Raw genomic sequence first — 26,193 nt, 5'->3', positions numbered from 1 at the left:
CTACTCCGCCTCCCGGTAGGCCGCCGCCTCCTCCAGGTCCAGGCGTCTGAGCAGCGCGCGCAGCATCTCGTCGTCGATGTAGCGGTGGTCGCGCAGCCGGACGAAGACCTCGCGTTCGGCGCCGATCACCTCGCGGGACAGGCGCCGGTAGGTGTCGTCGACCGATTCGCCGGTGACGGGGTTGGTCTGGCCGAGGCGCTCCCAGACGGCGTTGCGGCGGCGCTCCAGGACCGTGCGCAGGCGGTCGGCGAGCGGCGGGGGCAGGGCGTTGCGGTCGTCGGCGAGGAGGTCGTCGAGGCGCTGTTCGGCGACCCGGGAGGCCTGGGCCTGCGCATTGGCCTCGGCGAGGGTCTCGGCCTGCGGGTCGCGGCCGGGAAAGCGCATCAGGCGGATCAGCGGCGCGAGTGTCAGGCCCTGCACCACGAGGGTGCCGATGACCGTGGTGAAGGTGAGGAAGAGGATCAGGTTCCGCTGCGGGAAGGGGGCGCCGCCGTGCACCGTGAGCGGGATCGAGAAGGCGATGGCCAGGGACACCACACCGCGCATGGCGGCCCACGACGTCACGATCGGCGCCCGCCAGGTCGGGTTGTCCTCGCGTTCCCGGATCCGCCGGGAGAGCACGCGGGGCAGGAAGGCCGCCGGGTACACCCAGACGAAGCGGGCCACGACGACCACGAGGAACACCGCGACCGCGTACCAGGCCGCGTCGGCCCCGTGGTAGGCGCCCAACCCCTTCAGGACAGTGGGCAGTTGCAGGCCGATCAGCGCGAACACCGCCGATTCCAGCAGGAAGGCGACCATCCGCCACACCGCGTCCTCCTGCAGCCGGGTGGCGAAATCGACCTCCCACGCGCGGTGCCCGAGGTAGACCGCGACCACGACGACGGCGAGGACTCCGGAGCCGTGGAACTGCTCGGCCACGCCGTAGGCGACGAACGGGATCAGCAGCGAGAGGGTGTTCTGGAGCAGGGCTTCCTTCAGATGGGTGCGCAGACAGTGGATCGGCACCATGAGCACGAGTCCGACGAGGACACCGCCGACCGCGGCCCGCAGGAACTCACCGATCCCGCTCGCCCAGGTGGCGCCCGCGCCGACGGCCGCGCCGAGGGCCACCCGGTAGGCGGTGATCGCGGTGGCGTCGTTGAGCAGCGACTCGCCCTGCAGGATGGTGGTGACCCGGGACGGCAGGCCCACCCGGCGCGCGATGGCGGCGGCCGCGACCGCGTCCGTCGGCGCGACCACCGCGCCCAGCACCAGCGCGGCGGGCAGCGGCAGCCCCGGCACGACGAGATAGGCGGCCCAGCCGACCACGAAGGTCGCGAAGAGCACGTACCCGATCGACAGCAGGCCCACGGGCCGCATCTGGGCGCGCAGATCGAGGTACGAGCTCTCCGTGCCCTCCTTGTACAGGAGCGGGGGAAGCACCAGGGGCAGGACGATCTCCGGGTCCAGCGTGTAGTGCGGGACCCCGGGCAGGTACGACACCGCCAGGCCGACGGCGACCAGCAGCAGCGGCGCCGGCACCGGAGTGCGCCGGGCGGCCCCCGCGATCGCCGCACTGCCCGCCACCAGCAACAGCAGCGGCAACACGTTCATCGTCCTCGCCCACCCTCGTTTTCCGCGCGGCCACCCGCACGCCCGTCGTAATCTGGCAATCATGAAACAGTGCACGCACTCCGACGCGCTGCCGCACCCGGAGCCGGACCCGCTCGACGCGACCTGCCCGGAGTGCCTGCGCGACGGCACGCACCCGGTGCAGCTGCGGCTGTGTCTCACCTGCGGTCACGTCGGCTGCTGCGACTCCTCGCCCGGCCGGCACGCGACGCAGCACCACGAGACGTCCGGTCACCCGGTCATGCGGTCCTTCGAACCCGGCGAGGAGTGGCGGTGGTGCTTCGTGGACCACGTACTCGTCTGACCCCCTTCCGAGCGCCCTCGCGCGTGATCGCATTCCCGTCCGACCCCGTTCTCGTGTGACACTGCATGCGGCGGTGGCCGCACGACGGTTCGAGCGTCTGACGTCTGGGTACGTCAACCCGGCGCGCGCTCTTCCCATTTGGGCCCGCGAACCCTCTAGACACGGAGCGTATGCACAGCTTTACTGTGAGTGACGCCAAGGGGGTTGGGGTCCCGGGACAGGAAGGTTCGGAGCGCGATAGCGTCACCGCTTGAACCACGTACGCGTTACCCCCGGGGGGCGACCCTCGGCCCCGTAGAGCTTGTACCACCATGGAGGTGAGGGTGTCCCAGATCGCAGGCGAGCCCGCGGCGAATCAGGACTTCGTGGAAGTCCGGCTGCCGGCTGCGGGTGCCTACCTGTCGGTGCTGCGGACGGCCACGGCCGGTCTCGCGGCCCGCTTGGACTTCACCCTGGACGAGATCGAGGACCTGCGCATCGCCGTGGACGAGGCCTGCGCGATCCTGCTCCAACAGGCCGTGCCCGGCTCCGTGCTCAGCTGTGTCTTCCGGCTCGTCGACGACTCGCTGGAGGTCACCGTCTCGGCGCCGACCACGGACGGTCACGCCCCCTCGCGGGACACCTTCGCGTGGACCGTGCTCTCGGCCCTCGCGGGCAAGGTCTCGTCCGCCGTCGACGAGGACAAGACCGTGTCGATCAGCCTCTACAAACAGCGCGGCGCGGGCCCTGGCCCGGCGTGAGGAACGGGGACGGTCCGGTGCGGGACGAAGAGCGCGGCACACGGGAGCTGCCGGCCGGGGACGGGGGTGCCCCCTGGCCGAGCACGGGCGAGACCTCCGGGGAGGCCCCCCGGGACGGTTCCCGGCGCATGGCGGACGGCATCGACGGCATCCCCGAGCAGGCCAGGCCGCACCCGGAGGACGACTCCGCGCATGCCGCGGATGAGGGCGGCGTGCAGGGCGTACCGGCGGAGGGACCCGGTGGCGCCGGGGTCGCCGCTCGTGCGGGGGCCAGGGCTCGGGGAAGGGCTACGGGCGGGACGATGAGCGAGCACGAGCGGTACGCCGAGGACGACGCGCTGGGCGCGGAGGCCGTGCAGGCCGCACAGCACGGGCCCCAGGACCGCAGCGGGGCGCGGGCGATGTTCGTCGAGCTGCGCACCCTGAACGCGGGCAGCACGGAGTACGCGGAGCTGCGCAACCAGCTGGTCCGTATGCACCTGCCGCTCGTGGAGCACCTCGCGCGCCGCTTCCGCAACCGCGGCGAGCCGCTGGACGACCTCACGCAGGTCGCCACCATCGGTCTGATCAAGTCCGTCGACCGGTTCGACCCGGACCGCGGCGTGGAGTTCTCCACGTACGCCACCCCGACCGTCGTCGGCGAGATCAAGCGGCACTTCCGCGACAAGGGCTGGGCGGTCCGCGTGCCGCGCCGGCTGCAGGAGCTGCGGCTCGCGCTGACCACGGCGACGGCCGAGCTGTCCCAGCTGCACGGCCGCTCCCCCACCGTCCACGAGCTGGCCGAGAAGCTCTCGATCTCCGAGGAGGAGGTCCTGGAGGGCCTGGAGTCCGCCAACGCGTACTCCACGCTGTCCCTGGACGTCCCCGACACCGACGACGAGTCCCCGGCGGTCGCCGACACCCTCGGCGCGGAGGACGAGGCCCTGGAGGGTGTGGAGTACCGCGAGTCCCTCAAGCCCCTGCTGGAGGACCTCCCGCCGCGCGAGAAGCGGATCCTTCTCCTGCGCTTCTTCGGGAACATGACCCAGTCGCAGATCGCGCAGGAGGTCGGCATCTCCCAGATGCACGTCTCCCGGCTGCTGGCCCGCACGCTGGCCCAGCTGCGGGAGAAGCTCCTCGTCGAGGAGTGATCCGGCGCGGTGGCCTATTCGGCGCGACCCGGTCCCCTGATGCCGAGGGCCCGGGTCGTCTCGCCGTTGACGAGCAGCACCAGCGCCGCCACGGCCACGACGGCCAGGGCGATCCCGGCCGGGATGGCCATGCTGTCGGCCTGGAGCAGGTTGTAGGCGATCGGCAGCGCCATGACCTGGGTGATCACGGCGGGGCCCCGGCTCCAGCTGCGCCGCAGCAGCAGTCCACGGGCGGCGAGCAGCGGCAGCAGCGCGAGCACCGCCAGCGTGATGCCCAGGGTCACGGCCTGCTGCCGGTCGTCCGGGTCCCCGGCGATCCCGAGGACGAGCACCCACAGCCCTCCGGCCACCAGCGCGAGACCCTCGACGGCGGCCAGCACGGCGGCATAGGTCAGCCGGCGGGGCCGCGGGCCGGCGGCGGCTTCGGCGGTGTCCTGGGCGGGGTTCTGCTCGCTGCTCACCCCAGAAGGGTAGCGGGGCCGGTGCCGGCACCCGGCAGGGGCGCCGGGGGACCGACCCCACCAGGCGCACCCCGAGTGTCCAGCGTCACGTCCCCACCTCTTACCCGATCCCTACCTCGGTCTGGGCCCGGTACCCCCCAGTAGGTACGCTGCCCTCCATGCGTGCACTTCTCGTGGTCAACCCGGCGGCAACCACCACAAGCGCACGCAGGCGCGACGTCCTGATCCACGCGCTGGCGAGCGAGATGAAGCTGGAGGCGGTCACCACCGAGTACCGCGGCCACGCCCGCGACCTCGGCCGGCAGGCGGCGGACAGTGACGACATCGACCTCGTGGTCGCCCTCGGCGGCGACGGCACGGTCAACGAGGTCGTCAACGGCCTCCTGCACGCCGGCCCCGCCCTGGAGCGCCTGCCCGGTCTCGCCGTCGTACCCGGCGGCTCCACGAACGTCTTCGCCCGCGCCCTGGGTCTGCCCAACGACCCGGTGGAGGCCACCGGCGCGCTGCTGGACGCGCTGCGGGAGGGCCGCGAGCGGGTCGTCGGGCTCGGGCTGACCTCGGGCACACCCGGCACCGAGGACGAGGCGGTCCCCGACCGCTGGTTCACCTTCAACGCGGGGCTCGGCTTCGACGCGGGCGTGGTCGGCCGGGTCGAGCAGCAGCGCGAGCAGGGCAAGAAGTCGACGCACGCGTTGTACGTACGCCAGGTGATCCGGCAGTTCCTCGGCGAGCCGAACCGCCGGCACGGCTCGATCACGCTGGAGCGGCCCGGCGAGGACCCCATCGCCGATCTTGTGGTCGCCATAGTCTCGAACACGTCCCCTTGGACGTATCTCGGCAATCGCCCCATGTACACGTCGCCTAAGGCCTCGTTCGATACCGGCGTCGACGTACTCGGTCTCAGCCGCCTGTCGACGGCCGCGGTTGCCCGGTATGGCACCCAGTTGCTCACTTCGTCCCCCGAGCGCGGCCCCCACGGCAAGCACGTGGTCTCGCTGCACGACCAGGACCGGTTCACCTTGCATTCGAAGGTGCCCCTCCCCCTGCAGATGGACGGAGACCACCTCGGACTGCGTACCAGCGTGACGTTCACAGGCGTACGCCGTGCACTGCGTGTGATTGTGTGAGCGGAAAGGGCGAAAGTCCTTTCACTCGAACGTTTAGGCCAGGATCCACCCCATGGAAGTACGGCTGTGACCTAGTCGACACCGAGGAATCAAAAAAAACTTTCCGGAAGGGGTTGTATCCGCCGCTGAGGTTTGCGAGTCTCTACGTGGCGATCGGGACGGCCCGCAACACCGGCCTCCACTGATCACCAGAACCCCTCTTCAAACCAAGGACCACGCCGGGTGAAGACTCGGCGGTCGGCCCTTCACTTGTTGAGGGATTCGTGAAAGCGTTCACATTCACAAGCAACCTGTACGTAATACGTTCAGAGAACCTAGGAGAGGTAGCAGCCATGGACTGGCGTCACAACGCCGTTTGCCGCGAGGAAGACCCCGAGCTCTTCTTCCCCATCGGCAACACCGGTCCTGCGCTGCTGCAGATCGAGGAAGCCAAGGCCGTCTGCCGTCGCTGCCCGGTGATCGAGCAGTGTCTGCAGTGGGCGCTCGAGTCCGGTCAGGACTCCGGCGTCTGGGGTGGTCTCAGCGAGGACGAGCGCCGCGCCATGAAGCGCCGCGCCGCCCGCAACCGGGCTCGTCAGGCCTCCGCCTGACACACCCACCCCTGCTGACAGCCTGAGCTTGGCGGCGCGTGCAGCACGCACGCATCTCCCGCCCCCGAGCCGCAGCGCGCAGTATCCCCCGATGCGCTTAGCGATATAAGCAGCAACGAGCACGAGCCTCGGACCCATGGCGGTCCGGGGCTTTTTGCTGTGCTCACACCGCCTTGCGCAAAGCACCTTGCTCAAAGCACCTTGCGCAAACCGCCTTGCGCAAACCGCCTTGCTCAAACTCTCCCGCGGCAGGCGGAGTTGCTCACTTCTGCGCCCGCACCGGAATGTCCAGGATCACCCTGGTCCCCCGCCCCGGCGCCGGGACCATGTCGAACGAACCGCCCAACTCGCCCTCCACCAGCGTCCGTACGATCTGCAGCCCCAGGTTTCCGGAGCGGTGGGGGTCGAAGCCCTCGGGCAGTCCGACGCCGTCGTCCTGGACGGTGACGAGCAGGCGGGCCTCCTTGGTGGTGCCGCCACGGACCGCGGAGACCTCGACCGTGCCGGTGTCGCCCTCGCGGAAGCCGTGTTCGAGGGCGTTCTGCAGCACCTCGGTGAGGACCATCGACAGCGGGGTGGCGACCTCGGCGTCGAGTATCCCGAAGCGCCCGCTGCGCCGGCCGGACACCTTGCCCGGCGAGATCTCTGCGACCATCGCGAGCACGCGGTCGGCGATGTCGTCGAACTCGACCCGCTCGTCCAGGTTCTGAGACAGCGTCTCATGCACGATCGCGATCGAGCCGACCCGGCGAACGGCCTCCTCCAGGGCCTCCCGGCCGCGCTCGGACTCGATGCGCCGGGCCTGCAGCCGCAGCAGCGCGGCGACCGTCTGCAGGTTGTTCTTCACCCGGTGGTGGATCTCCCGGATGGTCGCGTCCTTGGTGATCAACTCCCGCTCGCGGCGCCGTAGTTCGGTGACGTCCCGGCACAGCACCAGGGAACCGATCCGGGTGCCCTTGGGCTTGAGCGGGATCGCCCGGAACTGGATCACCCCGTCGTTGGCCTCGATCTCGAACTCGCGCGGCGCCCAGCCGCTCGCGAGCTTGACCAGCGCCTCGTCCACCGGGCCGCGGGTCGGGGCGAGTTCGGCGGTGATCTGCCCAAGGTGCTGGCCGACCAGGTCGGCGGCGAGGCCGAGCCGGTGGTGGGCGGACAGGGCGTTCGGGGAGGCGTACTGGACGATGCCGTCGGCGTCCAGCCGGATCAGGCCGTCGCCGACGCGCGGCGAGGCGTCCATGTCGACCTGCTGGTCGGGGAAGGGAAACGATCCTGCCGCGATCATCTGCGCAAGGTCCGAGGCGCTCTGGAGATAGGTCAGCTCCAGCCGGCTCGGGGTGCGGACGGTGAGCAGGTTGGTGTTGCGGGCGATCACGCCGAGGACCCGGCCCTCGCGCCGTACGGGGATGGACTCGACCCGCACGGGGACCTCTTCGCGCCACTCCGGGTCGCCCTCGCGCACGATCCGGCCCTCGTCCAGCGCCGCGTCCAGCATGGGCCGGCGGCCGCGCGGGACGAGGTGGCCGACCATGTCGTCCTGGTACGAGGTGGGGCCGGTGTTGGGGCGCATCTGGGCGACCGAGACGTACCGGGTGCCGTCCCGGGTCGGCACCCACAGGACCAGGTCGGCGAAGGAGAGGTCGGAGAGCAGCTGCCACTCCGAGACCAGCAGATGCAGCCACTCGAGATCGGAGTCGTCGAGGGCGGTGTGCTGGCGGACCAGTTCGTTCATGGAGGGCACGTCTGCGAGCGTACCCGCACGTCTGAACATGGCTGAAAAACACCCGCGGGCCGCGGCGCCTGGAAGGGACCCTCAACCCTCCCGGCACCGCAGCCCGGAGCATCATCGGCCGTGGGGTGTGCGGTCCCGGTCGGCCGAAGGTCGAGGAGCCGGGGCAGTCAGGGCAGAGAGCGCCGGTTCCTCGATCCGCCTTCCTGTGCGGGGAAGACGGAGGCTTGTTCACTTGGATTGTGGACTAGACCACAACGGTGTGTCCATGGTCTTGTCGGCATGCACGAACGCCGCGCGGACAAGACGATGGCACCCGATGCCACGCAGCCTAGCCCGCCCGGGTCAGCCGCGGGGCCAGATGGCCATGGCAATTTCCCCGAGCGCCTCCAGTTCCTCCCGGCTCGCTCCGTCGCGCGCCTGCTGGGACATCCCCTGCATCATCGCCGCGGTGTGCCGGGCGAGGGCGGCGGCGTCGGTGCCGGCCGGAAGCAGCCCGGCCGCGACGTCCGCCCGGATCCGGGACTCGAACGCGGCCCTGTTCGCGGTGCGCCGCTCCCGCAGCAGCCGTTCCACCTCGGGGCTGGTGCAGTTGGCCGCCGCGTGCGCGACCAGACAGCCGTACGGATGCGCGGGGTCGGTGTACTCGGCGGCCGCCTCGCGCAGCGCCCGCGCCACGGCGGCGCGGGCGGTGGGCTCCTCGGCGAGGGCGCGGTCCCCGAAGGCGCCGTGCGTGTCGCCGTAGAGCCGCACGACCTCCTCGAACAGGCTCCGCTTGGCGCCGAAGGCCGCGTAGAGGCTCGGGGCGCCGATGCCCATGATCCTCGTCAGGTCGGAGACGGAGGTGGCCTCGTAGCCGTGCTCCCAGAAGGCCATGAGCGCCTTCTCCAGCGCGGTGGCACGATCGAAGGAGCGCGGCCGGCCCCGCGTCCTGGAGTCCCCCGCCCGAGTCCCCGCGTCCTGCCCGCTCACCATGAGGGGCATTTTATAGCGGCCCTTAGAGAAATGAAGGGGCGCATGCCAAGGGACCCGATTCTGTTAGATTGGTCTAAACCACATTGACGCACAGAGCCCACTTCAGAACGGCAGGCCCAGCGTGGAAGTTGTCATCGTTCCGGACGCCGCGGCGGGCGGCGAGCTGATCGCCGAGGCCATGGCCCAGCTGCTGCGACGCAAGCCAGACGCCCTGCTCGGCGTGGCCACCGGCTCCACCCCGCTGCCCATCTACCAGGCACTCACCGCGAAGGTGCGCTCCGGCGCCGTGGACACCTCGCGGGCACGCATCGCCCAGCTCGACGAGTACGTGGGACTGCCCGCCGACCACCCCGAGTCCTACCGCTCGGTGCTGCGCCGGGAGGTGCTGGAGCCGCTCGGCATCGAGATGAGCGCCTTCCTCGGACCCGACGGCACCGCCGAGGACATCCAGGCGGCGTGCGCGGCGTACGACCGCGCGCTCGCCGCAGCCGGCGGGGTGGACCTGCAGCTGCTCGGGATCGGCACGGACGGGCACATCGGTTTCAACGAGCCCTGCTCGTCCCTCGCCTCGCGCACCCGGATCAAGACGCTGACCGTGCAGACCCGGGTCGACAACGCCCGCTTCTTCGACGGCGACATCGAGCAGGTGCCGCACCACGTCATCACCCAGGGCATCGGCACCATCCTGGAGGCCCGGCACCTGGTGCTGCTGGCCACCGGCGAGGGCAAGGCGGACGCGGTCGCGGCGACCGTCGAGGGCCCGGTCGCGGCCGTCTGCCCGGCCTCCGCGCTCCAGCTGCACCCGCACGCCACGGTGGTCGTCGACGAGGCGGCGGCGTCCAAGCTGAAGCTGGCGGACTACTTCCGCCACACCTACGCGGGCAAGCCGGACTGGCAGGGGATCTGACCGTCCCCGGCCGGGGTCCGGCAGGAGCTCCCCGTCGGACCCCGCCCACCCGATGGACTAGACCAACACGGGGTGCGACGGTATATAGAGGAGATCACGGAGCGTGCGGGTGGACTCCTGACCCACGAAGCCGTGCCACGATGTGAACCGTGGCCGATGCCAGGTCGGTCGCTTTCGGCATCCGGAGCCGGGAAGGCAGAACATGAGCACCGACGTCAGCAGTGCGGAGAACGAGGCCGGGACGACCGTCCGTACGGCGCGCGTGCCCAAGTACTACCGCCTGAAGAAGCACCTGCTCGACATGACGGAGACCCAGGCGCCGGGCACCCCCGTCCCGCCCGAGCGCACGCTGGCCGCCGAGTTCGACACCTCCCGCACCACCGTCCGCCAGGCCCTGCAGGAGCTGGTCGTGGAGGGCCGGCTGGAGCGCATCCAGGGCAAGGGCACCTTCGTCGCCAAGCCCAAGGTCTCCCAGGCGCTGCAGCTCACCTCCTACACCGAGGACATGCGCGCCCAGGGCCTGGAGCCGACCTCGCAACTGCTGGACGTCGGCTACATCACCGCCGACGACCGGCTCGCCGGGCTCCTCGACATCACCGCCGGCGGACGCGTGCTGCGCATCGAGCGGCTGCGCATGGCCAACGGCGAGCCGATGGCCATCGAGACCACGCACCTCAGCGCCAAGCGCTTCCCGGCCCTGCGCCGCTCCCTGGTCAAGTACACGTCCCTCTACACCGCCCTGGCCGAGGTCTACGACGTCCACCTCGCCGAGGCCGAGGAGACCATCGAGACCTCGCTGGCCACCCCGCGCGAGGCCGGCCTGCTCGGCACCGACGTGGGCCTGCCGATGCTGATGCTCTCCCGCCACTCCCTGGACCGCGAGGGCAAGCCGGTGGAGTGGGTGCGGTCGGTCTACCGCGGTGACCGCTACAAGTTCGTGGCCCGCCTCAAGCGCCCCGCGGAGTAGGCCGGGTGGGACCTGTGGACGTTCGCTGAATCGATATACCGATATACGAACGAGGTCTTCCGCTCTCGCGACACCGTCACCTAGATTGCCTGCGCATTACACAGGTGATCAGCGAGGGGACGGAGAGCCGTGACATGTCCAGTACGCCTGAAGTGAGACCACCGGTGGTCACGCCGGTGCGCGTGATCATCGCCCTGTGTCTCGTCGCGCCGTTCGTGGCGATGCTCTGGGTCGGCTCCTACGCCAAGGCGGACCCCGCCTTCATCGGGATCCCGTTCTTCTACTGGTACCAGATGCTCTGGGTGCTGATTTCCACGGCGCTCACCATCACCGCGTACAAGCTGTGGCAGCGCGACCAGCGTGCCCGCACCGCCCAGCAGGGCGGTGAGGCGAAGTGAAGAACGGCGTCAACGGCGTCGCGCTCGGCGTCTTCATCTTCTTCTTCCTGGCCGTCACGGTCATGGGCTTCCTCGCCGCACGCTGGCGCAGGGCCGAGAACGAGCACTCCCTGGACGAATGGGGCCTGGGCGGGCGGTCCTTCGGCACCTGGGTCACCTGGTTCCTGCTCGGCGGCGACCTGTACACGGCGTACACCTTCGTCGCCGTGCCTGCGGCGATCTACGCGGCGGGCGCGTCCGGCTTCTTCGCGGTGCCGTACACGATCCTGGTCTACCCGCTGATCTTCACCTTCCTGCCCCGCCTGTGGTCGGTCTCGCACCGCCACGGGTACGTCACCACCTCCGACTTCGTCCGCGGCCGCTTCGGCTCCAGGGGCCTGTCGCTGGCGGTGGCGCTGACCGGCATCCTGGCGACGATGCCCTACATCGCGCTCCAGCTGGTCGGCATCCAGGCGGTGCTGGACGTGATGGGCGTCGGCGGCGGCGACAACACCAACTGGTTCGTGAAGGACCTGCCGCTGCTGATCGCCTTCGGCGTGCTGGCGGCCTACACCTACTCCTCCGGGCTGCGGGCCCCCGCCCTGATCGCCTTCGTCAAGGACGCGCTGATCTACATCGTCATCGCGGTGGCGATCATCTACATCCCGATCAAGCTGGGCGGCTTCGACGACGTCTTCGCCAAGGCGGGCCACGCGTTCAGCCAGGTCAACCCGGCGACGGGCAAGCCGCGCGGCGCGCTCGTGCCGCCCGAGGCGGGCCAGTGGACGTACGCCACCCTGGCCCTGGGCTCCGCGCTGGCGCTCTTCATGTACCCGCACTCGATCACCGCGACGCTCTCCTCCAAGAGCCGTGAGGTGATCCGCCGCAACACCACGATCCTGCCGCTGTACTCCCTGATGCTGGGGCTGCTGGCCCTGCTGGGCTTCATGGCGATCGCGGCCGGGGTCAAGGTCACCAACGGGCAGCTGGCGATCCCGCAGCTGTTCGAGGACATGTTCCCGGACTGGTTCGCGGGCGTGGCCTTCGCGGCGATCGGCATCGGCGCGCTGGTGCCGGCGGCGATCATGTCGATCGCGGCGGCGAACCTCTTCACCCGCAACATCTACCGGGACTTCATCAAGCCGGACGCCACACCGAAGCAGGAGGCCCAGGTCTCCAAGATCGTCTCGCTGCTGGTGAAGGTCGGCGCGCTGGTCTTCGTCCTCACCATGGACAAGACGGTCGCCATCAACTTCCAGCTGCTGGGCGGCATCTGGATCCTGCAGACCTTCCCGGCGCTGGTCGGCGGCCTGTTCACCCGCTGGTTCCACCGCTGGGCCCTGCTCGCGGGCTGGGCGGTCGGCATGGTGTACGGCACGTTCGCCGCGTACGGCGTCGCCTCCCCGACCCAGAAGCACTTCGGCGGCTCGGCGAAGGAGATCCCGGGCATCGGCGAGATCGGCTACATCGGCCTCACGGCGTTCGTGCTGAACGTCGTGGTCACCGTGGTCCTGACCTTCGTCCTGAAGGCGCTGAAGGCCCCCGAGGGCCTCGACGAGACCAGGCCGGACGACTACACGGCGGACGCGGGCGACCCGGGGGTCCAGGTGGAGCTTCCGCCTGCGACGGCCGGCGCCGGTCACTAGGCAGCCGTCGTACGACGGGCCGCCGGGGAAAATCCGGCGGCCCGTCGTCGTACCCCTCCGGCAGACTCGGTGCCATGGACATCGTGATCCGGCCCGCGCACCCCGGCCAGTACGAAACCCTCGGTGAGATCACCGCCCAGGCCTACCTCCAGGACGGCCTCCTGGACTTCGGCGAGAGCGACCGGTACCTCGGCGAGCTGCGAGACGTGGCCAAGAGAGCCGCCGCGGCCGACGTGCTCGTGGCCATGCGGAACGACACCCTCCTCGGCGGCGTCACCTTCGTCCCGTCCCCCGGCCCCATGGCCGACATCGCCCGCCCCCGTGAGGCCGAGATCCGCATGCTGGCCGTGGCCGGCGCCGCGCGCGGCCAGGGCGCCGGTGAGGCCCTCGTGCGGGCCTGCGTCGACCGGGCGCGAGCCACCGAGGGCTGCCGGGCCGTCGTCCTGTCCACCCAGCGCACGATGCACGCCGCCCACCGCATCTACGAACGGCTGGGTTTCGTTCGCACACCCGAGCGGGACTGGAATCCGCTGCCCGAGCTGGACCACATCACTCTGCTCACCTACGAGTTGACACTCTGACACCGCCACGACACAACATCTGGGGGTGACACGACAGCCCGGCACTAGATGTATGCTCGACCTCGCTGTCGCCGCAGGGGAATCCGGTGCGAATCCGGAACTGTCCCGCAACGGTGTACTTGCGCGTGTTCGCGCGCCTGTGTCAGTCCGAGGACCTGCCGGCAGCACGCGCCCGGCCGTCCGGCCCGGGTGCCTTCCGACGTCCGGGCCTCGTGGGGTGGGCCGGTGGACGCGACGCCGTGTGCGCTCGTGGCTGCCCCCTGCCCTCCGCAAGGCCCCCGTGCCGAGCGAGGGAGAGCCCCACGTGACCATCGCGCCAGCAGATCCGGCTTCAGCCAGCGGCCTGGAGACCGACGGTCCCGGTGCCGCGCTGCTGCGGACCCTGACCGAGCTGACCGCCGACCTCCCCGACGCCGACCCCGGCCGGGTCGCCGCCGCCGCGCTGCGCGGCCGGTCCGCTCGGGCCGACGAGGCGGAGTTGCGCGAGCTGGCCACGGAGGCCGCCGCCGGACTCATCTCCGACGACCCCGCCTACTCCCGGCTCGCCGCCCGGCTGCTGACCGTCTCCATCCGCGCCGAGGCCGCCTCGCAGGGCGTGACGTCCTTCACCGAGTCCGTGGCCGTCGGGCACCGCGAGGGGCTCATCGCGGACCGGACCGCCGAGTTCGCGCGGCTGCACGCCGAGCGGCTCGACGCGCTGATCGACCGGCGGGCCGACGACCGCTTCGGCTACTTCGGCCTGCGCACCCTGCACAGCCGCTACCTGCTGCGGCACCCCATCACCCGCAGGGTCATCGAGACGCCCCAGCACTTCATGCTGCGCGTGGCGAGCGGCCTGGCCGAGGACGACACGACCAGGTCGGCCGACGAAGTCGCCGCGCTCTACGGGCTGATGAGCCGCCTGGACTACCTCCCCTCCTCCCCCACCCTCTTCAACTCCGGCACGCGGCACCCCCAGATGTCGTCCTGCTACCTCCTCGACTCCCCGCTGGACGAGCTGGACTCCATCTACGACCGCTACCACCAGGTCGCCCGGCTCTCCAAGCACGCCGGTGGCATCGGTCTGTCGTACTCCCGCATCCGCAGCCGCGGTTCGCTGATCCGGGGCACGAACGGGCACTCCAACGGCATCGTCCCGTTCCTGAAGACCCTGGACGCCTCGGTGGCGGCCGTGAACCAGGGCGGCCGGCGCAAGGGTGCCGCGGCCGTCTACCTGGAGACCTGGCACTCCGACGTCGAGGAGTTCCTGGAGCTGCGGGACAACACCGGTGAGGACGCCCGCCGCACGCACAACCTGAACCTCGCGCACTGGGTCCCGGACGAGTTCATGCGCCGGGTCAACGCCGACGAGCAGTGGTCGCTGTTCTCCCCGGCGGACGTGCCGGAACTGGTGGACCTGTGGGGCGCGGAGTTCGACGCCGCCTACCGCAAGGCCGAGGCGGCGGGTCTGGCGAGGAAGTCCATGCCGGCCCGTGAGCTGTACGGCCGGATGATGCGCACCCTCGCGCAGACCGGCAACGGCTGGATGACCTTCAAGGACGCCGCCAACCGCACCGCCAACCAGACGGCCCTGCCGGGCCACGTGGTCCACTCCTCCAACCTCTGCACGGAGATCCTGGAGGTCACGGACGACGGGGAGACGGCGGTCTGCAACCTCGGTTCGGTGAACCTCGGTGCCTTCGTGGCCGACGGGGACATCGACTGGCAGCGGCTGGACGAGACCGTCCGCACCGCCGTCACCTTCCTCGACCGTGTCGTGGACATCAACTTCTACCCGACCGAGCAGGCGGGACGGTCGAACGCCAAGTGGCGTCCCGTCGGCCTCGGCGCGATGGGTCTTCAGGACGTCTTCTTCAAGCTGCGTCTGCCCTTCGACTCGCCGGAGGCGGAGGCCCTGTCCACGCGGATCGCCGAGCGGATCATGCTCGCCGCGTACGAGGCCTCCGCCGACCTCGCCGAGCGCAACGGCCCGCTGCCGGCCTGGGAGAAGACCCGTACGGCCCAGGGTGTGCTGCACCCCGACCACTACGGCGTCGAGCCGGCCTGGCCGGAGCGCTGGGCCGCCCTGCGGTCGCGCATCGCGTCCGTCGGCATGCGCAACTCGCTGCTGCTCGCGATCGCCCCGACGGCCACCATCGCCTCCATCGCGGGCGTGTACGAGTGCATCGAGCCGCAGGTCTCCAACCTGTTCAAGCGCGAGACGCTCTCCGGCGAGTTCCTGCAGGTCAACTCCTACCTGGTGCAGGACCTGAAGAACCTCGGCGTGTGGGACGCGCGGACCCGGGAGGCGCTGCGCGAGTCCAACGGCTCGGTGCAGGACTTCGCCTGGATCCCGGCCGACGTACGGGCGCTGTACCGCACGGCGTGGGAGATCCCGCAGCGCGGCCTGATCGACATGGCCGCGGCGCGCACCCCGTTCCTGGACCAGGCGCAGTCCCTCAACCTCTTCATGGAGACGCCGACCATCGGCAAGCTCTCCTCGATGTACGCGTACGCCTGGAAGTCGGGCCTGAAGACGACGTACTACCTGCGCTCGCGCCCGGCGACCCGCATCGCCCGCGCCGCCCAGGCGCAGACACCTTCCGCCATCCCCGTCCAGCAGGCCGCCGACCCCGACGCGGTCGCCTGCTCCCTGGAAAACCCCGAGTCCTGCGAGGCCTGCCAGTAATTCCCACCCGCCACCCGACCACCACCCCTGGAGGACGGCGCTTCGCGCCGACTGTGATGACTGCCAAGAACCTGCTCGACCCGGGCTTCGAGCTGACTCTGCGCCCCATGCGCTACCCGGACTTCTACGAGCGCTACCGGGACGCGATCAAGAACACCTGGACCGTGGAGGAGGTCGACCTCCACTCGGACGTCGCCGACCTAGCGAAGCTGACGCCCGAGGAGCAGCACCTCATCGGCCGCCTGGTCGCGTTCTTCGCGACGGGTGACTCGATCGTCGCCAACAACCTGGTGCTGACGCTGTACAAGCACATCAACTCCCCCGAGGCGCGGCTGTACCTGAGCCGTCAGCTCTTCGAGGAGGCCGTGCACGTCCAGTTCTACCTGACGCTCCTGGACACCTACCTCCCCGACCCGGACGACCGGGCGGCGGCCTTCGCGGCCGTCGAGAACATCCCCTCCATCCGCGAGAAGGCGCAGTTCTGCTTCACGTGGATGGACTCGGTGGACAAGCTCGACCGGCTGGAGACGAAGGCCGACCGCCGGCGCTTCCTGCTCAACCTGATCTGCTTCGCCGCGTGCATCGAGGGCCTGTTCTTCTACGGTGCCTTCGCGTACGTCTACTGGTTCCGCAGCCGGGGTCTGCTGCACGGCCTCGCCACCGGCACCAACTGGGTGTTCCGCGACGAGACCATGCACATGTCGTTCGCCTTCGACGTGGTCGACACCGTCCGCAAGGAGGAACCGGACCTGTTCGACGACGCCCTCCAGCAGCAGGTCACCGACATGCTCAAGGAGGCCGTCGAGGCCGAGCTGCAGTTCGCGCGCGACCTGTGCGGTGACGGCCTGCCGGGCATGAACACCGAGTCGATGCGGCAGTACCTGGAGTGCGTCGCCGACCAACGCCTGTCCCGCCTCGGTTTCGCCCCGGTGTACGGCTCGGAGAACCCGTTCTCCTTCATGGAGCTGCAGGGCGTCCAGGAGCTGACGAACTTCTTCGAGCGCCGCCCGTCGGCGTACCAGGTCGCGGTCGAGGGCACCGTCGACCTGGACGAGGACTTCTGACCGGCGGTTACCTCAGTTTCACCGCGTCCCCGGCCGACACGACGCGAGCGGTCGTCGTCGTGCCGGGGAAGTACCAGAACCAGCTGCCCGCAGAGGTGGCGGTGACCTTGGTGCCGAGCTTCCCGGCGTCGCCCGTGCGGACGGTCTTGACCGTGGCGTAGTGGGCGGCGCCGTCCGCCCTGAACTGGAGCTTCACGTCCTGCCCGGTGAACCCGTGGTACTGCAGGTCCTCCCGGTTCGCCCGGGTCAGCCGGCCGGTGACGGTCAGCTTCGCGCCCTTGGCGACGGGCTCGGGTGAGGCGTCGGTCGTCAGCTCGGAGGCACGCTTCGTCTTGAACTCGGCGATGTCGTCGGCGATCCAGTAGTCACCGTCGTTGGCCCGGACCGTGGCGTCGACCTGCCAGACGCCGACGGTGTTGTCGACGTCCTCGGGCAGGCTGCCCGGGAGCGACTGCGGGGCGAGCTCCATCGTGGCCGTGCACACGGACGTGGTGGAGCTCTTCCTGACGCACGTGGTGCCGGTCCAGTCGCCGAAGCCCCAGCCGTCGGCCTTGTTGAAGACGCTGACGTGCGACAGGCCCTTCACCCCCGAGTTGTCCTTGACGGTGATGGCAATCGGGTACGTGACGCGCCGGGACGTGCCGATGATGACGTTCTTCCCGCCGTTGACGACGGCGGCGGTGACCCGGATGTCACCCCGCCTCTCGGCGTGCGCCCCGGTCGCCGTGAGCAGCGTCAGGGCCGCCGCCCCGCCCGCCAGAGCCGATGCCGTGCGGGCCGTTCTGCCTCGCATGATCCCTCCCCCTTGTGGTGGAGAGGAGAGAGTACACAGCGGGCGGACGGGGTTCGTACGGGTGTTCCCTCCGAGCGGACGGGCCGTGCCGTGTCGCCCTTGCGATCTGACGGTCGATGATCCTGTCGTGCACGATGCCGATCGCCGCCGGGAGGACCAGCAGGCCCAGGATCCCGAGCACGGCGATCATGCCGAGCAGTCCTTCTGTCTGTGTCGTCGCCATGACACCACTGTCGCGCCGGATGCTCCTTACCGAGAGTGGCAGGACTGCCGTACACCCTCGATTTACTGCCACCGCCGAGGCACACTGGCAGCATGCTGCAGAACGTGGCCGCCGTGCTGCTCGACGGCGTGAACCCCTTCGAGATGGCCGTCGTCTGCGAGGTGTTCGGCATCGACCGCAGTGACGAGGGTCTGCCGGTGTACGACTTCGCGGTCGCCTCGGCCGAGGGCCCGGTGCTGCGCTCCAACGCCGGGTTCTCCCTGCAGGTCGAGCACGGCCTGGAGCGCCTGGAATCGGCCGACCTGATCGCCGTGCCGGCCGGGTCCTGCTACGAGACGCGCCCGTTCCCACCCGGGCTGCTCGACGCCCTGCGCCGCGGGGTGGACCGCGGTGCCCGGGTGCTCAGCGTCTGCTCCGGGGTCTTCGTGCTCGCCGCGGCCGGACTGCTGGACGGCCGGCGCTGCGCCGTGCACTGGCACCACGCGGCCGAGCTGGCCCGCCAGTACCCTCGGCTGACCGTCGAGCCCGACGTGCTGTACGTCGACGAGGACCCGGTGATCACCTCCGCCGGCACCGCGGCCGGCATCGACGCCTGTCTGCATCTCGTGCGCAAGGAGCAGGGTCCCGAGGTCGCCAACAGGATCGCCCGCCGGATGGTCGTACCGCCGCACCGGGACGGCGGGCAGGCCCAGTTCATCGAGCGGCCCCTGCCGAAGGCGCCGTGCGACACCGTCGGCGAGGTGCTGGTGTGGATGGAGGAGAACCTCGAGCGGGAGGTGACCGTCGAGCAGCTCGCCGCCCGCGCCCACATGGCGCCGCGCACCTTCGCGCGCCGCTTCCAGCAGGACACCGGGACCACTCCCTATCGGTGGCTGCTGCGGCAACGGGTGCTGCGCGCCCAGGAGTTGCTGGAGGGGACCGACGAGACCATGGACGCGATCGCCGCACGGACCGGGTTCGGTACGGCCGCCGCCATGCGGTACCAGTTCGTGCGGGCGATCGGCACCACCCCCAACGCCTACCGGCGCGCGTTCCGCGGCCCGCGGGCCGCGTGAGCGCGCGCCGGTACCAGGTGTCCTACCAGGGCCTCGGCCTCAGCAGCAGGTTGTGCGGGCGGAGCGTGATGCCCACGCGGGTGGTGTCGTTCGACCCGCTGACCTGCTCGAAGCGGTACTTCGCCGAGATCGCCGCGGTGATCAGGCTCAGCTGGGCCATGGAGAAGTGGTCGCTGGGGCACTTGCGGTTGCCGACGCTGAAGGGGCTCATGGCGTACTTCGGCACCTCCTTGGACCGCTCCGGCAGCCACCGGTCGGGGTCGAAGTCGAGATGACCGTCGTAGGAGCGGGCGTCGCGCTGGATCGCGTACGGGCTGTAGACGATGTCCGCCCCCGCCGGAATGCGATAGCCGCCGAGCGCGGTGTCGGTCACCGCGCGACGCGTCAATATCCATACGGCCGGCCTGAGCCGCATGGCCTCGACGACGACATTGTTGGTGTGCCTGAGTGAGCGCACGTGCTCAAATCCGACCGGTCGGCCGCCGGTCACGGATTCGACCTCGGTCCGTACCTTCTCGGAGTGTTCCGGGTGTTCCGCGAGGACCTGGAGCAGCCACATGATCGTGGACGCCACTGTTTCGCTGCCGGGGGTGAGTATCGCGACGACCTGGTCGTGGATCTCCTGTTCCCCGATGGGGTCGCCATTGTCGTCCTTTGCCTCGAGCAATGCCGTCAGCAAATCGTCCGGCTTTTGACCAGATGCCCTCCGCTCGGCGACGATCTCGTCGACCAGCAGATGCAAATCGGCCAGCGCCCGGTTGAATTCGCGGTTGGCCGGGAACGGCAGCCGGTACAGCGGTCCGAGCGGGACGACCATCCTGCGGTACATGCCGCGGAAGACGGTGGCGAGGTCGACGCTGAGCCGTTCGGCCCGCTCGTCCATGTACTCGCCGCGCAGCAGGCAGCGGGCGGCGATGCGGACGGCCACCCGGAAGGACTCGGAGGTGCAGTCGATGGTCTCGCCCGGCCGCCAGCGCTCGGTGAGCGCATGCGCCTCCTCCTCCATGACCGGCCCGTAGGCGGGGATCGCGTCCAGCCGGAAGGCGGGCTGGATGGTGCGCCGCTGGCGCCGGTGCCGGGGGCCGTTGGCCGTGGCCACGCCCTCCTTGCCGAGCAGTCCTTCGAGGGACTCCCACAGCGGTCCGTCGATCTTGAAGTCGGGGCTGAGCGCGAGCGCGCCGGTGAGCTCCGGCGTGGTGACGGCGTACACCGTCTTGGGGCCGAGCTTGAGGCGTACGACGTCCCCGTGGTCGCGGAGCCGGGACATGAAGGCGAGCGGGTCGCGGACCAGCTTCAGGCCGTGCCCGAGGCCCGGCACGGCACCACCGGCCAGGGGCGGTTCACGCAGTGGGGTCGTCTCGGAGGTCAGGGGCTGCACAGACTCGACGGTCATTTCTCACCTGCCGCTTCGTTCGTGACGTACGGGGGCGTGGACCGGTCGTCCCAGGTGTCGACCATGTACCGGCCGGACTCGTGGTGGAACCAGTAGACGGAGCTGAACCAGTTCCGCATATTGCCGACGCAGGCGCGCACCGCGGTGCTCAGTTCCTTTCCTCGGACCGTGCCGTCGGCGAGTTCGTCGGCGAACCGCAGCGCGTCCTGCTCGGCTTCGATGAATTCGCTGACGCATTCCTCGACGCGCCGCCGCACTTCGTCCACGGATTCCTCGAGGGTCAGCCCCTCATGGGTGATGAGACTGATTCCGAGATTGTGGACCTCGTCGCCCGCTATTTCCTTCGGCAGCGAGCACAGATCGTTGTACCAGGCGGCGAATTCCTGACTGAGCAGCGCGGCCCGGCGAAAGGCCGTGTTTTTCCGTACGGCGTCCGGGAGTTCACACTCGGCGCTGGGTTCGAGCAGATCCGTCCATATCCAGTGCGCGAAGGTGAGCCGGCGCAGGGCGAGGTACTCCTCGACGCCGGGTATGTATCCCTCGGTGCGGTTGCGGAACTCGCGGTCGTAGGCCTCGATCACCGCGTGGAAGTGCCGGGCGAAGCGCTGGCTCCAGGTGCGCGGCAGGAAGCCGAACAGTCGCAGCACGCTGTCCGCGAAACCGGCGACCAGCGCGTCCGGGTGGTGCAGATGGTGCCGGGGTGCGTCCAGGGCCGCGTGCAGGCGGTACCTCAGCCGCCGCCAGTCGCCGGTCCGGCCGTGGACGACGTGGCGGTCGTGGCAGTCGTCCCAGACGAAGAACCAGGCGCTGTAGTCGGCGATGGCCTGCAGAACCTCTTCGGGGGCGCCGAGGTAGTAGCCCGCCATGAGGTCGGTGTAGCACAGTCCATCGGCATATTCCTCCACCTTGTCCGCCGGCATCAGCCGTTTTTCCAGCAGCCAGAGCCGCGTCTTCTCCTGTAGTCGCGGCCAATACGGGTGGAGTCGCCGTGGAAAGGCGGACTCGATCACCGGGAGTGCCAGTGAGGGTGGTACTACGACCGCCGTCGGCGTCGCTGTGGTGCTGTGTGGGAAAGCATGCACGTACAAACCCCTCTCCGCCGCCGGGAGCACACACCCCTGCCGTTGTGCCGGGCGTGCGCCGTTGCGTATCCCCGCACTTCCATTCAGCACCACAACTGACCGCCATGGGAACGGATTTGCTCCACTCACTACCCCAAGGTGCCGAGAATCCCCCCTCGTGTGACCGATTAAGGATCACCAGGCGGACGGAAGGGGTCGGTTGTACGACGCACGGACGAGCGAGACCGGCCCGTACGAAGGGCGCCCGACCGGGAGTGATCCCGGCCGGGCGCCCCAACGGCCCTGCCGGGTCTAGTCGTTGGCGACCACGGGATAACGTGGCTCGTTCTCGGCCATCTGCCGCAGCGCGTCCTTGCGGTCCCGCTTGGACAGCCGGTCGATGTACAGGTAGCCGTAGAGGTGGTCGGTCTCGTGCTGCAAACACCGTGCGAAGTAGCCGGTGCCGCGCACCTTGACCGGGTTGCCCCGCTCGTCCTGGCCGGTCACCTCGGCGTAGTCGGGACGGGCGAGCGGCGCGTACGCCGTCGGCACGGACAGGCAGCCCTCGTTGCTGTCGTCCAGGCGGCGCCTGTCGGCCGGCAGGTCGACCAGCTTCGGGTTGCACACCACGCCCACGTGCCGGGCGCCCTCGTCGTCCTGGCAGTCGTAGACGAAGACCTTCAGGTCGACGCCGATCTGGTTGGCGGCCAGGCCCACGCCCTCGGCGGTGCGCTGGCTGGCGAACATGTCGGCGACCAGCTGCTGCAGCTCCTCGCCGAACTCGGTGACGTCCTTGCACTCCTTGTGCAGCACCGGGTTGCCGACGACCGTGATCGGCCGCGAGGTGCCGCGCTCGCGCCAGGCGGTCTCGCGCTCCTCGCAGTCCTCCGTGTCGACGACGTACCCCTCGTCGTCGACGGGGAGCACGCCCGCGTGCTGCTGATCGGTGTCCTGCTGCGCCATGACCGACGTACGCCTTCCTGCAAACCTGGGAAAAGTCTCGGGTACAGCCTAAAGGCGGTCGGTCACCGGCGGCTCAGCAAACCTCTTCGAGGTCCCGCCAGTCCCGCGAGTCCGGGCTGTCGGCGACCCATCCGTCCAGCAGCCCCCGAACGAGCGACGCCGGAGCCGCCACCCCGCACTCACGCTCGGGCACCCACAGCTGCCCGTCGGTACGGTGCCCGAGCGGTCCGGGATGTCCGGGCTCGCTGTGGTCGTGGGGATCCAGATGCACCCCTTCGCCCTCGTCGGACGGCATCCGCGACTCCGAGCACATCCGGCACAGCAGCCGCACGGACGACGACCAGTCCTCCGCGGCGAACCCCGCGTCGGCGGCCAGCTGCTCCAGCGCGTCCCGGTCCGCCTCCGTGGCCGCCTCCAGCAGGACCACCCAGGTGGGCACGGGCGAGGGCGCCCACAGCTCGATCTCGTCGAAGACCGGGTAGGCGTGGCCCGTGGACGTGGTGCGCTCGCCGTGCGGCACCCCGTCGTGCAGCACGACCTCGCCCCAGCGTCGCCCGGACGAGGGAAGCGGGATGGACAGCACCTCCATCCGCGCCGGGTCCAGCCTGCGGCCCCACACGACCTCGGCCTCGCCCTCGGGGGAGAGCCGCACGGCCGCGCTGCCCAGCTCCATGCCGACCGGCTCCCCGGCCACGGTGGCGCCGCCGGGCACCTTCAGCCCGTACGCCTGCCAGGCGCGGCGGGCCAGCGGCCAGTCCTGCAGGGCGGTGGCGGCGATGCCGACGTTCCACCAGTCGGGAGCCCCGGCCTCCCGCTCCAGCAGCGCCACCGCCCGGAGCCCGGCCGCGCGGGCCTGCTCCCAGTCGTGCCGGAACTTGTGCAGCAGGGCGAGGTTGAACCAGGACTCCGACAGCCAGGGCTCCAGATCGGCGGCCCGTGTCAGCAGCTCGCCCGCGTCCTCGTACCGTCCGTCGCCGATCAGCGTGAACGCCCGGTCGGTGGCCTGCCGCCAGGAGGCGGAGGGCCGGTGCCGTCCCTTGCCGAAGATCCTCACGATTCCCGCCTGCCAGTTCCGTTCCGCACAGTGGGCTGGCTTGTGCCCCCGGACACCCTCTCCCTCGCATCCAACCACGTACGGCGGGAAAGGCGCTCATTACCCATGGGTTACCCAGCCGGGCGCGGGGTCAGACAGTGCCGTACGTCTCCCGCCGTCCTCCGCGGGCGCGCTCTCCCGCCAGGCCCAGGGCTGGGCCAGCACCCGGGCGAGGGACTCCACCACCTCGGGAGCGTAGTCGTCGGCGGTGCCGAGGCGCAGCTCCTCCAGCGCCCGCAGGGGGCCGTCGGGACCGGCGTCCCTGGCCTTCTCGTCGTAGGCGTTCACGGCCCGGATGATCCGGGCGGCCGGCGGCTGGTCGCGGTGGGGATCCGCCTGCCGCTCCACCACCACGGCGACGGCGGCCGCCACACCGGTCTGCCGTACGACGGCCCCGCCGAGCAGTGCGATGCGCCGCTGTTCCTCGGCGGGCAGCCCCGCGGTGGCGCCCGCCGGGACCGGGTCGACCAGGCTCAGCTGACCGATGTCGTGCATGAGGGCCGCGTACTCCAGGACCGTCAGTTCGCCCCCGGTCATGCCGAGGTCCCTGCCCACGGCGAGGCTGAGGGCCGCGACGCGGCGGGCGTGCCCGGCGGGCGTGCAGCCGGCGATCTCGGTGGCGCGGGCGAGGGAGGCGATGGTCTGCCGGTAGGTGGCGCGGACGGCCGCGTACCGGCGCACGGACAACTGGGTGAGCAGCAGGGGCAGGCAGAACACCGGCAGCGCCCACAGGCCGGCGACGGCGACCGCGAGCGCCATCACCGCGCCGGTCGCGCAGACGGCGGAGCCGATACCGAGCAGTCCGCGCAGCTCCTCGCGCAGCAGCGGGCCGAACGGCCAGTGGGTGCGGCAGTGGGCCAGCACGGCGGCCAGGACGGCGTCGCACAGGGCGGTGAGGACGAGGAGGGCGACGAGCAGCAGGGCGTAGGCGGGGCCGCTCCAGGAGTCGAACACTCCCCTGTTGGAGAGGGGTTGGAAGCAGACGGCGGCGAATCCGACGGTCAGGACGCGGCGGGCGAGGTGGTCGAGGGTCGGGCGGCCGCACCAGATGTGCGGGACACCGCCGAGCAGGGAGGCGGCGAGGACGACGGTGACGACCTGGGGCGCGTCGTGCAGCGTCCGGTGCCCCGCGTCGGACCCGAGCAGGGCGTACGACAGCGAGCCTGCCGTGGCGAGCGGGGCGGCCTGCCGTGCCCGGGTGCCGCTCCACCGGGTCAGCTCGCCGACGGCTATGAGCAGCCCGAAGGCGAGCGCGACGCCCCGGTCGGCGACGCCGGTCCACAACGTGCCGGCGAGGGAGCCGGCCGCGGCGAGGGCGGCGGCGCCGTGGACGGTCCGCAGGGCGTTCACCGGGGTGCCCCGGTGACCGGCTGCCGGTCCTCGGCCGGCTCCGGCGTCTCGTCGGCGGTGACGGTCGCGTGCCACCCGTGGCGGCCCAGGGCCCGGGCGAGGGCGGTGACCATGCGCGGGTCGAACTGGGCGCCCGCGCAGCGCTCCAGCTCGGCGACGGCCGCCTCGACGGGCCGGGCCCTGCTGTAGGAGCGGGTGGAGGTCATCGCGTCGAAGGCGTCGGCGACGGCGACGACCCGGGCGCACTCGGGGATCTGGGTGCCGGCGAGGCCGTAGGGGTAGCCGCTGCCGTCGAGGCGTTCGTGGTGGTGCAGGATCGCCGCGCGGGCCTCGCCGAGGAAGGAGATCCCGCGGACCATCTCGTGGCCGTACTCGGGGTGCAGCTCGATGATCCGGCGCTCCTCGGGGGTCAGCGGGCCGTCCTTGCGCAGCAGCCGGGTGGGGACGCCGAGCTTGCCGACGTCGTGGAGGATGCCGGCGAAGCGCAGCACCTCGACGCGTTCGTCGTCCATGCCGAGCTCGCGGGCGATCATCACGGAGGCCTGTCCGACGCGTTCGCTGTGGCCGCGGGTGTAGCCGTCCTTGATGTCGACGGCCTGCACGAGGGCGCGGATGGTGGCCTGGTGGGCGGCGCGCTCACGGTGGTACTGGGCGAAGATCCACCCGGACACGCACATCGGCAGCAGCACGAGCAGCGCGGCGACCGGGCCGTAGGGGCTGCGCCACAGCACGGCCATCATCAGCCCCGCGAGCCCGTGCACCGCGACGGGCGCGAGGGAGCGGCACAGCAGTCCGCGCCAAGCCCGGCGCAGCGGGATGCCGAGGGCGACGGCGCGGATGCCGCCGTCGAGGACGGTCTGGATCAGGCAGAAGGCGAGGACGGCCGCGCCGGCGGGCAGCAGGGCGTACGGGAAGTCGGAGGCGACCACGGCGTTCCGGCCGCCGAGCGTCCAGTGCACCGTGGCGGCGCCCCACACGGCGAGCGCGAGCTGCGCGGCCCGCCAGACGCGCCTGAGCGGCGAGGACCCGTGCCCGTCCGGGGGGAGCAGGGCCGCGGGAAGCGGGACCAGTGCGGCGGCGGGCGGTGGCAGCAGGAACGCCCCGGCGAGCAGGACGGGGTGGAAGGTGCCGCCGAAGCGGCGGCGTACGACGTGCTCGCAGGCGGCGTGGAGCACGCAGAGCAGGCCGAGCGCCCACCACGGGGTGCGTACCGTCGGCAGCGCCAGCAGGCAGAGCAGCGCCAGCAGGGCGACACCGGCCACGAAGCCGCGTACTCTCGCCGGTACCGCCTCCATCGCCCCTCCCCGACCATGCCTGTCCGGGCTCGGAGCCTAGGGCGGGGACCGGGGGGTGCGGAGGTTACGACCTGAGGATTAGCACGTTCG

24 protein-coding genes and 1 riboswitch are annotated in these 26,193 nt (G+C 70.7%); of the genes, 13 read left to right on the top strand and 11 right to left on the bottom strand.

Annotation, left to right across the window (positions count from 1 at the left end; all coding sequences use genetic code 11):
- On the bottom strand, positions 1–1,596 hold the full coding sequence (locus AB0D93_RS14695; RefSeq protein WP_362118687.1) for a Na+/H+ antiporter: 1,596 nt from the start codon (positions 1,594–1,596) through the stop codon (positions 1–3).
- 61 nt (positions 1,597–1,657) lie between these two features.
- Between AB0D93_RS14695 and AB0D93_RS14690 the strand changes: the two genes are divergently transcribed.
- The 3 genes from AB0D93_RS14690 (at position 1,658) to AB0D93_RS14680 (ending at position 3,788) form a co-directional block, all read left to right on the top strand.
- Positions 1,658–1,918 (top strand): UBP-type zinc finger domain-containing protein, encoded by a 261-nt coding sequence (locus AB0D93_RS14690; protein ID WP_362118684.1) that lies wholly within the window; start codon positions 1,658–1,660, stop codon positions 1,916–1,918.
- A gap of 323 nt (positions 1,919–2,241) precedes the next feature.
- Positions 2,242–2,658, top strand: a complete 417-nt coding sequence (locus AB0D93_RS14685) for an anti-sigma regulatory factor (RefSeq protein WP_009190566.1) — start codon at positions 2,242–2,244, stop codon at positions 2,656–2,658.
- Positions 2,655–3,788, top strand: a complete 1,134-nt coding sequence (locus tag AB0D93_RS14680) for an RNA polymerase sigma factor SigF (protein ID WP_362118680.1) — start codon at positions 2,655–2,657, stop codon at positions 3,786–3,788. The genes AB0D93_RS14685 and AB0D93_RS14680 overlap by 4 nt, the downstream gene beginning before the upstream one ends.
- A 14-nt stretch (positions 3,789–3,802) precedes the next feature.
- Here AB0D93_RS14680 and AB0D93_RS14675 read toward each other — a convergent pair whose 3' ends face one another.
- Entirely contained in the window at positions 3,803–4,249 is a 447-nt protein-coding gene (locus AB0D93_RS14675) for a hypothetical protein (RefSeq protein ID WP_362118677.1), read from the bottom strand.
- A 158-nt stretch (positions 4,250–4,407) separates the two neighbouring features.
- Between AB0D93_RS14675 and AB0D93_RS14670 the strand changes: the two genes are divergently transcribed.
- Entirely contained in the window at positions 4,408–5,376 is a 969-nt protein-coding gene (locus AB0D93_RS14670) for a diacylglycerol kinase family protein (protein WP_362118674.1), read from the top strand.
- A 332-nt stretch (positions 5,377–5,708) separates the two neighbouring features.
- Positions 5,709–5,966 (top strand): WhiB family transcriptional regulator, encoded by a 258-nt coding sequence (locus tag AB0D93_RS14665; protein ID WP_003992873.1) that lies wholly within the window; start codon positions 5,709–5,711, stop codon positions 5,964–5,966.
- Between the two features lie 262 nt (positions 5,967–6,228).
- Here AB0D93_RS14665 and AB0D93_RS14660 read toward each other — a convergent pair whose 3' ends face one another.
- The gene (locus tag AB0D93_RS14660) at positions 6,229–7,695 is read right to left on the bottom strand and encodes a PAS domain-containing sensor histidine kinase (protein WP_362119145.1); all 1,467 of its coding nucleotides are present in this window, start codon (positions 7,693–7,695) and stop codon (positions 6,229–6,231) included.
- Positions 7,696–8,037: 342 nt separating this feature from the next.
- On the bottom strand, positions 8,038–8,667 hold the full coding sequence (locus AB0D93_RS14655; protein ID WP_362118671.1) for a TetR/AcrR family transcriptional regulator: 630 nt from the start codon (positions 8,665–8,667) through the stop codon (positions 8,038–8,040).
- A gap of 121 nt (positions 8,668–8,788) precedes the next feature.
- Here AB0D93_RS14655 and nagB point away from each other — a divergent pair, with 121 nt between their 5' ends.
- From nagB to AB0D93_RS14620, 7 genes are all read left to right on the top strand, one after another.
- A complete protein-coding gene (gene nagB, locus AB0D93_RS14650; RefSeq protein WP_362118668.1) occupies positions 8,789–9,574 on the top strand; it encodes a glucosamine-6-phosphate deaminase in 786 nt (261 codons plus the stop codon).
- A gap of 202 nt (positions 9,575–9,776) precedes the next feature.
- The gene (locus AB0D93_RS14645; protein ID WP_362118665.1) at positions 9,777–10,541 is read left to right on the top strand and encodes a GntR family transcriptional regulator; all 765 of its coding nucleotides are present in this window, start codon (positions 9,777–9,779) and stop codon (positions 10,539–10,541) included.
- Positions 10,542–10,675: 134 nt separating this feature from the next.
- Positions 10,676–10,939 (top strand): DUF3311 domain-containing protein, encoded by a 264-nt coding sequence (locus tag AB0D93_RS14640; RefSeq protein ID WP_362118662.1) that lies wholly within the window; start codon positions 10,676–10,678, stop codon positions 10,937–10,939.
- Positions 10,936–12,564, top strand: coding sequence for a monocarboxylate uptake permease MctP (mctP, locus tag AB0D93_RS14635; RefSeq protein WP_362118659.1), 1,629 nt, complete (start codon positions 10,936–10,938; stop codon positions 12,562–12,564). The genes AB0D93_RS14640 and mctP overlap by 4 nt, the downstream gene beginning before the upstream one ends.
- Before the next feature lie 74 nt (positions 12,565–12,638).
- Positions 12,639–13,145 (top strand): GNAT family N-acetyltransferase, encoded by a 507-nt coding sequence (locus AB0D93_RS14630; RefSeq protein ID WP_362118656.1) that lies wholly within the window; start codon positions 12,639–12,641, stop codon positions 13,143–13,145.
- 35 nt (positions 13,146–13,180) lie between these two features.
- Positions 13,181–13,323, top strand: a riboswitch (cobalamin riboswitch).
- A gap of 126 nt (positions 13,324–13,449) precedes the next feature.
- Entirely contained in the window at positions 13,450–15,813 is a 2,364-nt protein-coding gene (locus AB0D93_RS14625) for a ribonucleoside-diphosphate reductase subunit alpha (RefSeq protein ID WP_362118653.1), read from the top strand.
- Between the two features lie 56 nt (positions 15,814–15,869).
- Positions 15,870–16,877 carry a ribonucleotide-diphosphate reductase subunit beta gene (locus AB0D93_RS14620; RefSeq protein WP_362118650.1) on the top strand — a complete coding sequence of 336 codons (1,008 nt, stop codon included), beginning with the start codon at positions 15,870–15,872 and terminating at the stop codon, positions 16,875–16,877.
- Positions 16,878–16,884: 7 nt separating this feature from the next.
- Here AB0D93_RS14620 and AB0D93_RS14615 read toward each other — a convergent pair whose 3' ends face one another.
- Entirely contained in the window at positions 16,885–17,670 is a 786-nt protein-coding gene (locus AB0D93_RS14615; protein WP_362118647.1) for a hypothetical protein, read from the bottom strand.
- A 315-nt stretch (positions 17,671–17,985) separates the two neighbouring features.
- Between AB0D93_RS14615 and AB0D93_RS14610 the strand changes: the two genes are divergently transcribed.
- Positions 17,986–18,948, top strand: coding sequence for a helix-turn-helix domain-containing protein (locus tag AB0D93_RS14610; protein ID WP_362118644.1), 963 nt, complete (start codon positions 17,986–17,988; stop codon positions 18,946–18,948).
- A gap of 22 nt (positions 18,949–18,970) precedes the next feature.
- Here the strand turns inward: AB0D93_RS14610 and AB0D93_RS14605 are convergent, their stop codons facing one another.
- From AB0D93_RS14605 to AB0D93_RS14580, 6 genes are all read right to left on the bottom strand, one after another.
- Positions 18,971–20,341: a cytochrome P450 gene (locus tag AB0D93_RS14605; RefSeq protein WP_362118641.1), complete on the bottom strand. Its 1,371-nt coding sequence runs from the start codon at positions 20,339–20,341 to the stop codon at positions 18,971–18,973.
- Positions 20,338–21,423 (bottom strand): epi-isozizaene synthase, encoded by a 1,086-nt coding sequence (gene cyc1, locus AB0D93_RS14600; RefSeq protein WP_362118638.1) that lies wholly within the window; start codon positions 21,421–21,423, stop codon positions 20,338–20,340. The genes AB0D93_RS14605 and cyc1 overlap by 4 nt, the downstream gene beginning before the upstream one ends.
- A 291-nt stretch (positions 21,424–21,714) precedes the next feature.
- Positions 21,715–22,365 carry a peptide deformylase gene (def, locus tag AB0D93_RS14595; RefSeq protein WP_362118635.1) on the bottom strand — a complete coding sequence of 217 codons (651 nt, stop codon included), beginning with the start codon at positions 22,363–22,365 and terminating at the stop codon, positions 21,715–21,717.
- 73 nt (positions 22,366–22,438) lie between these two features.
- Entirely contained in the window at positions 22,439–23,419 is a 981-nt protein-coding gene (locus AB0D93_RS14590) for a hypothetical protein (protein WP_362118632.1), read from the bottom strand.
- Positions 23,420–23,518: 99 nt separating this feature from the next.
- Entirely contained in the window at positions 23,519–24,808 is a 1,290-nt protein-coding gene (locus tag AB0D93_RS14585) for an HD domain-containing protein (protein WP_362118629.1), read from the bottom strand.
- The gene (locus tag AB0D93_RS14580; RefSeq protein ID WP_362118626.1) at positions 24,805–26,103 is read right to left on the bottom strand and encodes an HD-GYP domain-containing protein; all 1,299 of its coding nucleotides are present in this window, start codon (positions 26,101–26,103) and stop codon (positions 24,805–24,807) included. The genes AB0D93_RS14585 and AB0D93_RS14580 overlap by 4 nt, the downstream gene beginning before the upstream one ends.
- Positions 26,104–26,193 lie beyond the last annotated feature (90 nt).

This window comes from Streptomyces sp. NPDC048191, assembly GCF_040652655.1.
Lineage (GTDB): Bacteria > Actinomycetota > Actinomycetes > Streptomycetales > Streptomycetaceae > Streptomyces.
Note: the sequence above shows the minus strand (reverse complement) of the source record. Positions and strands in the feature narration are given on the sequence as shown.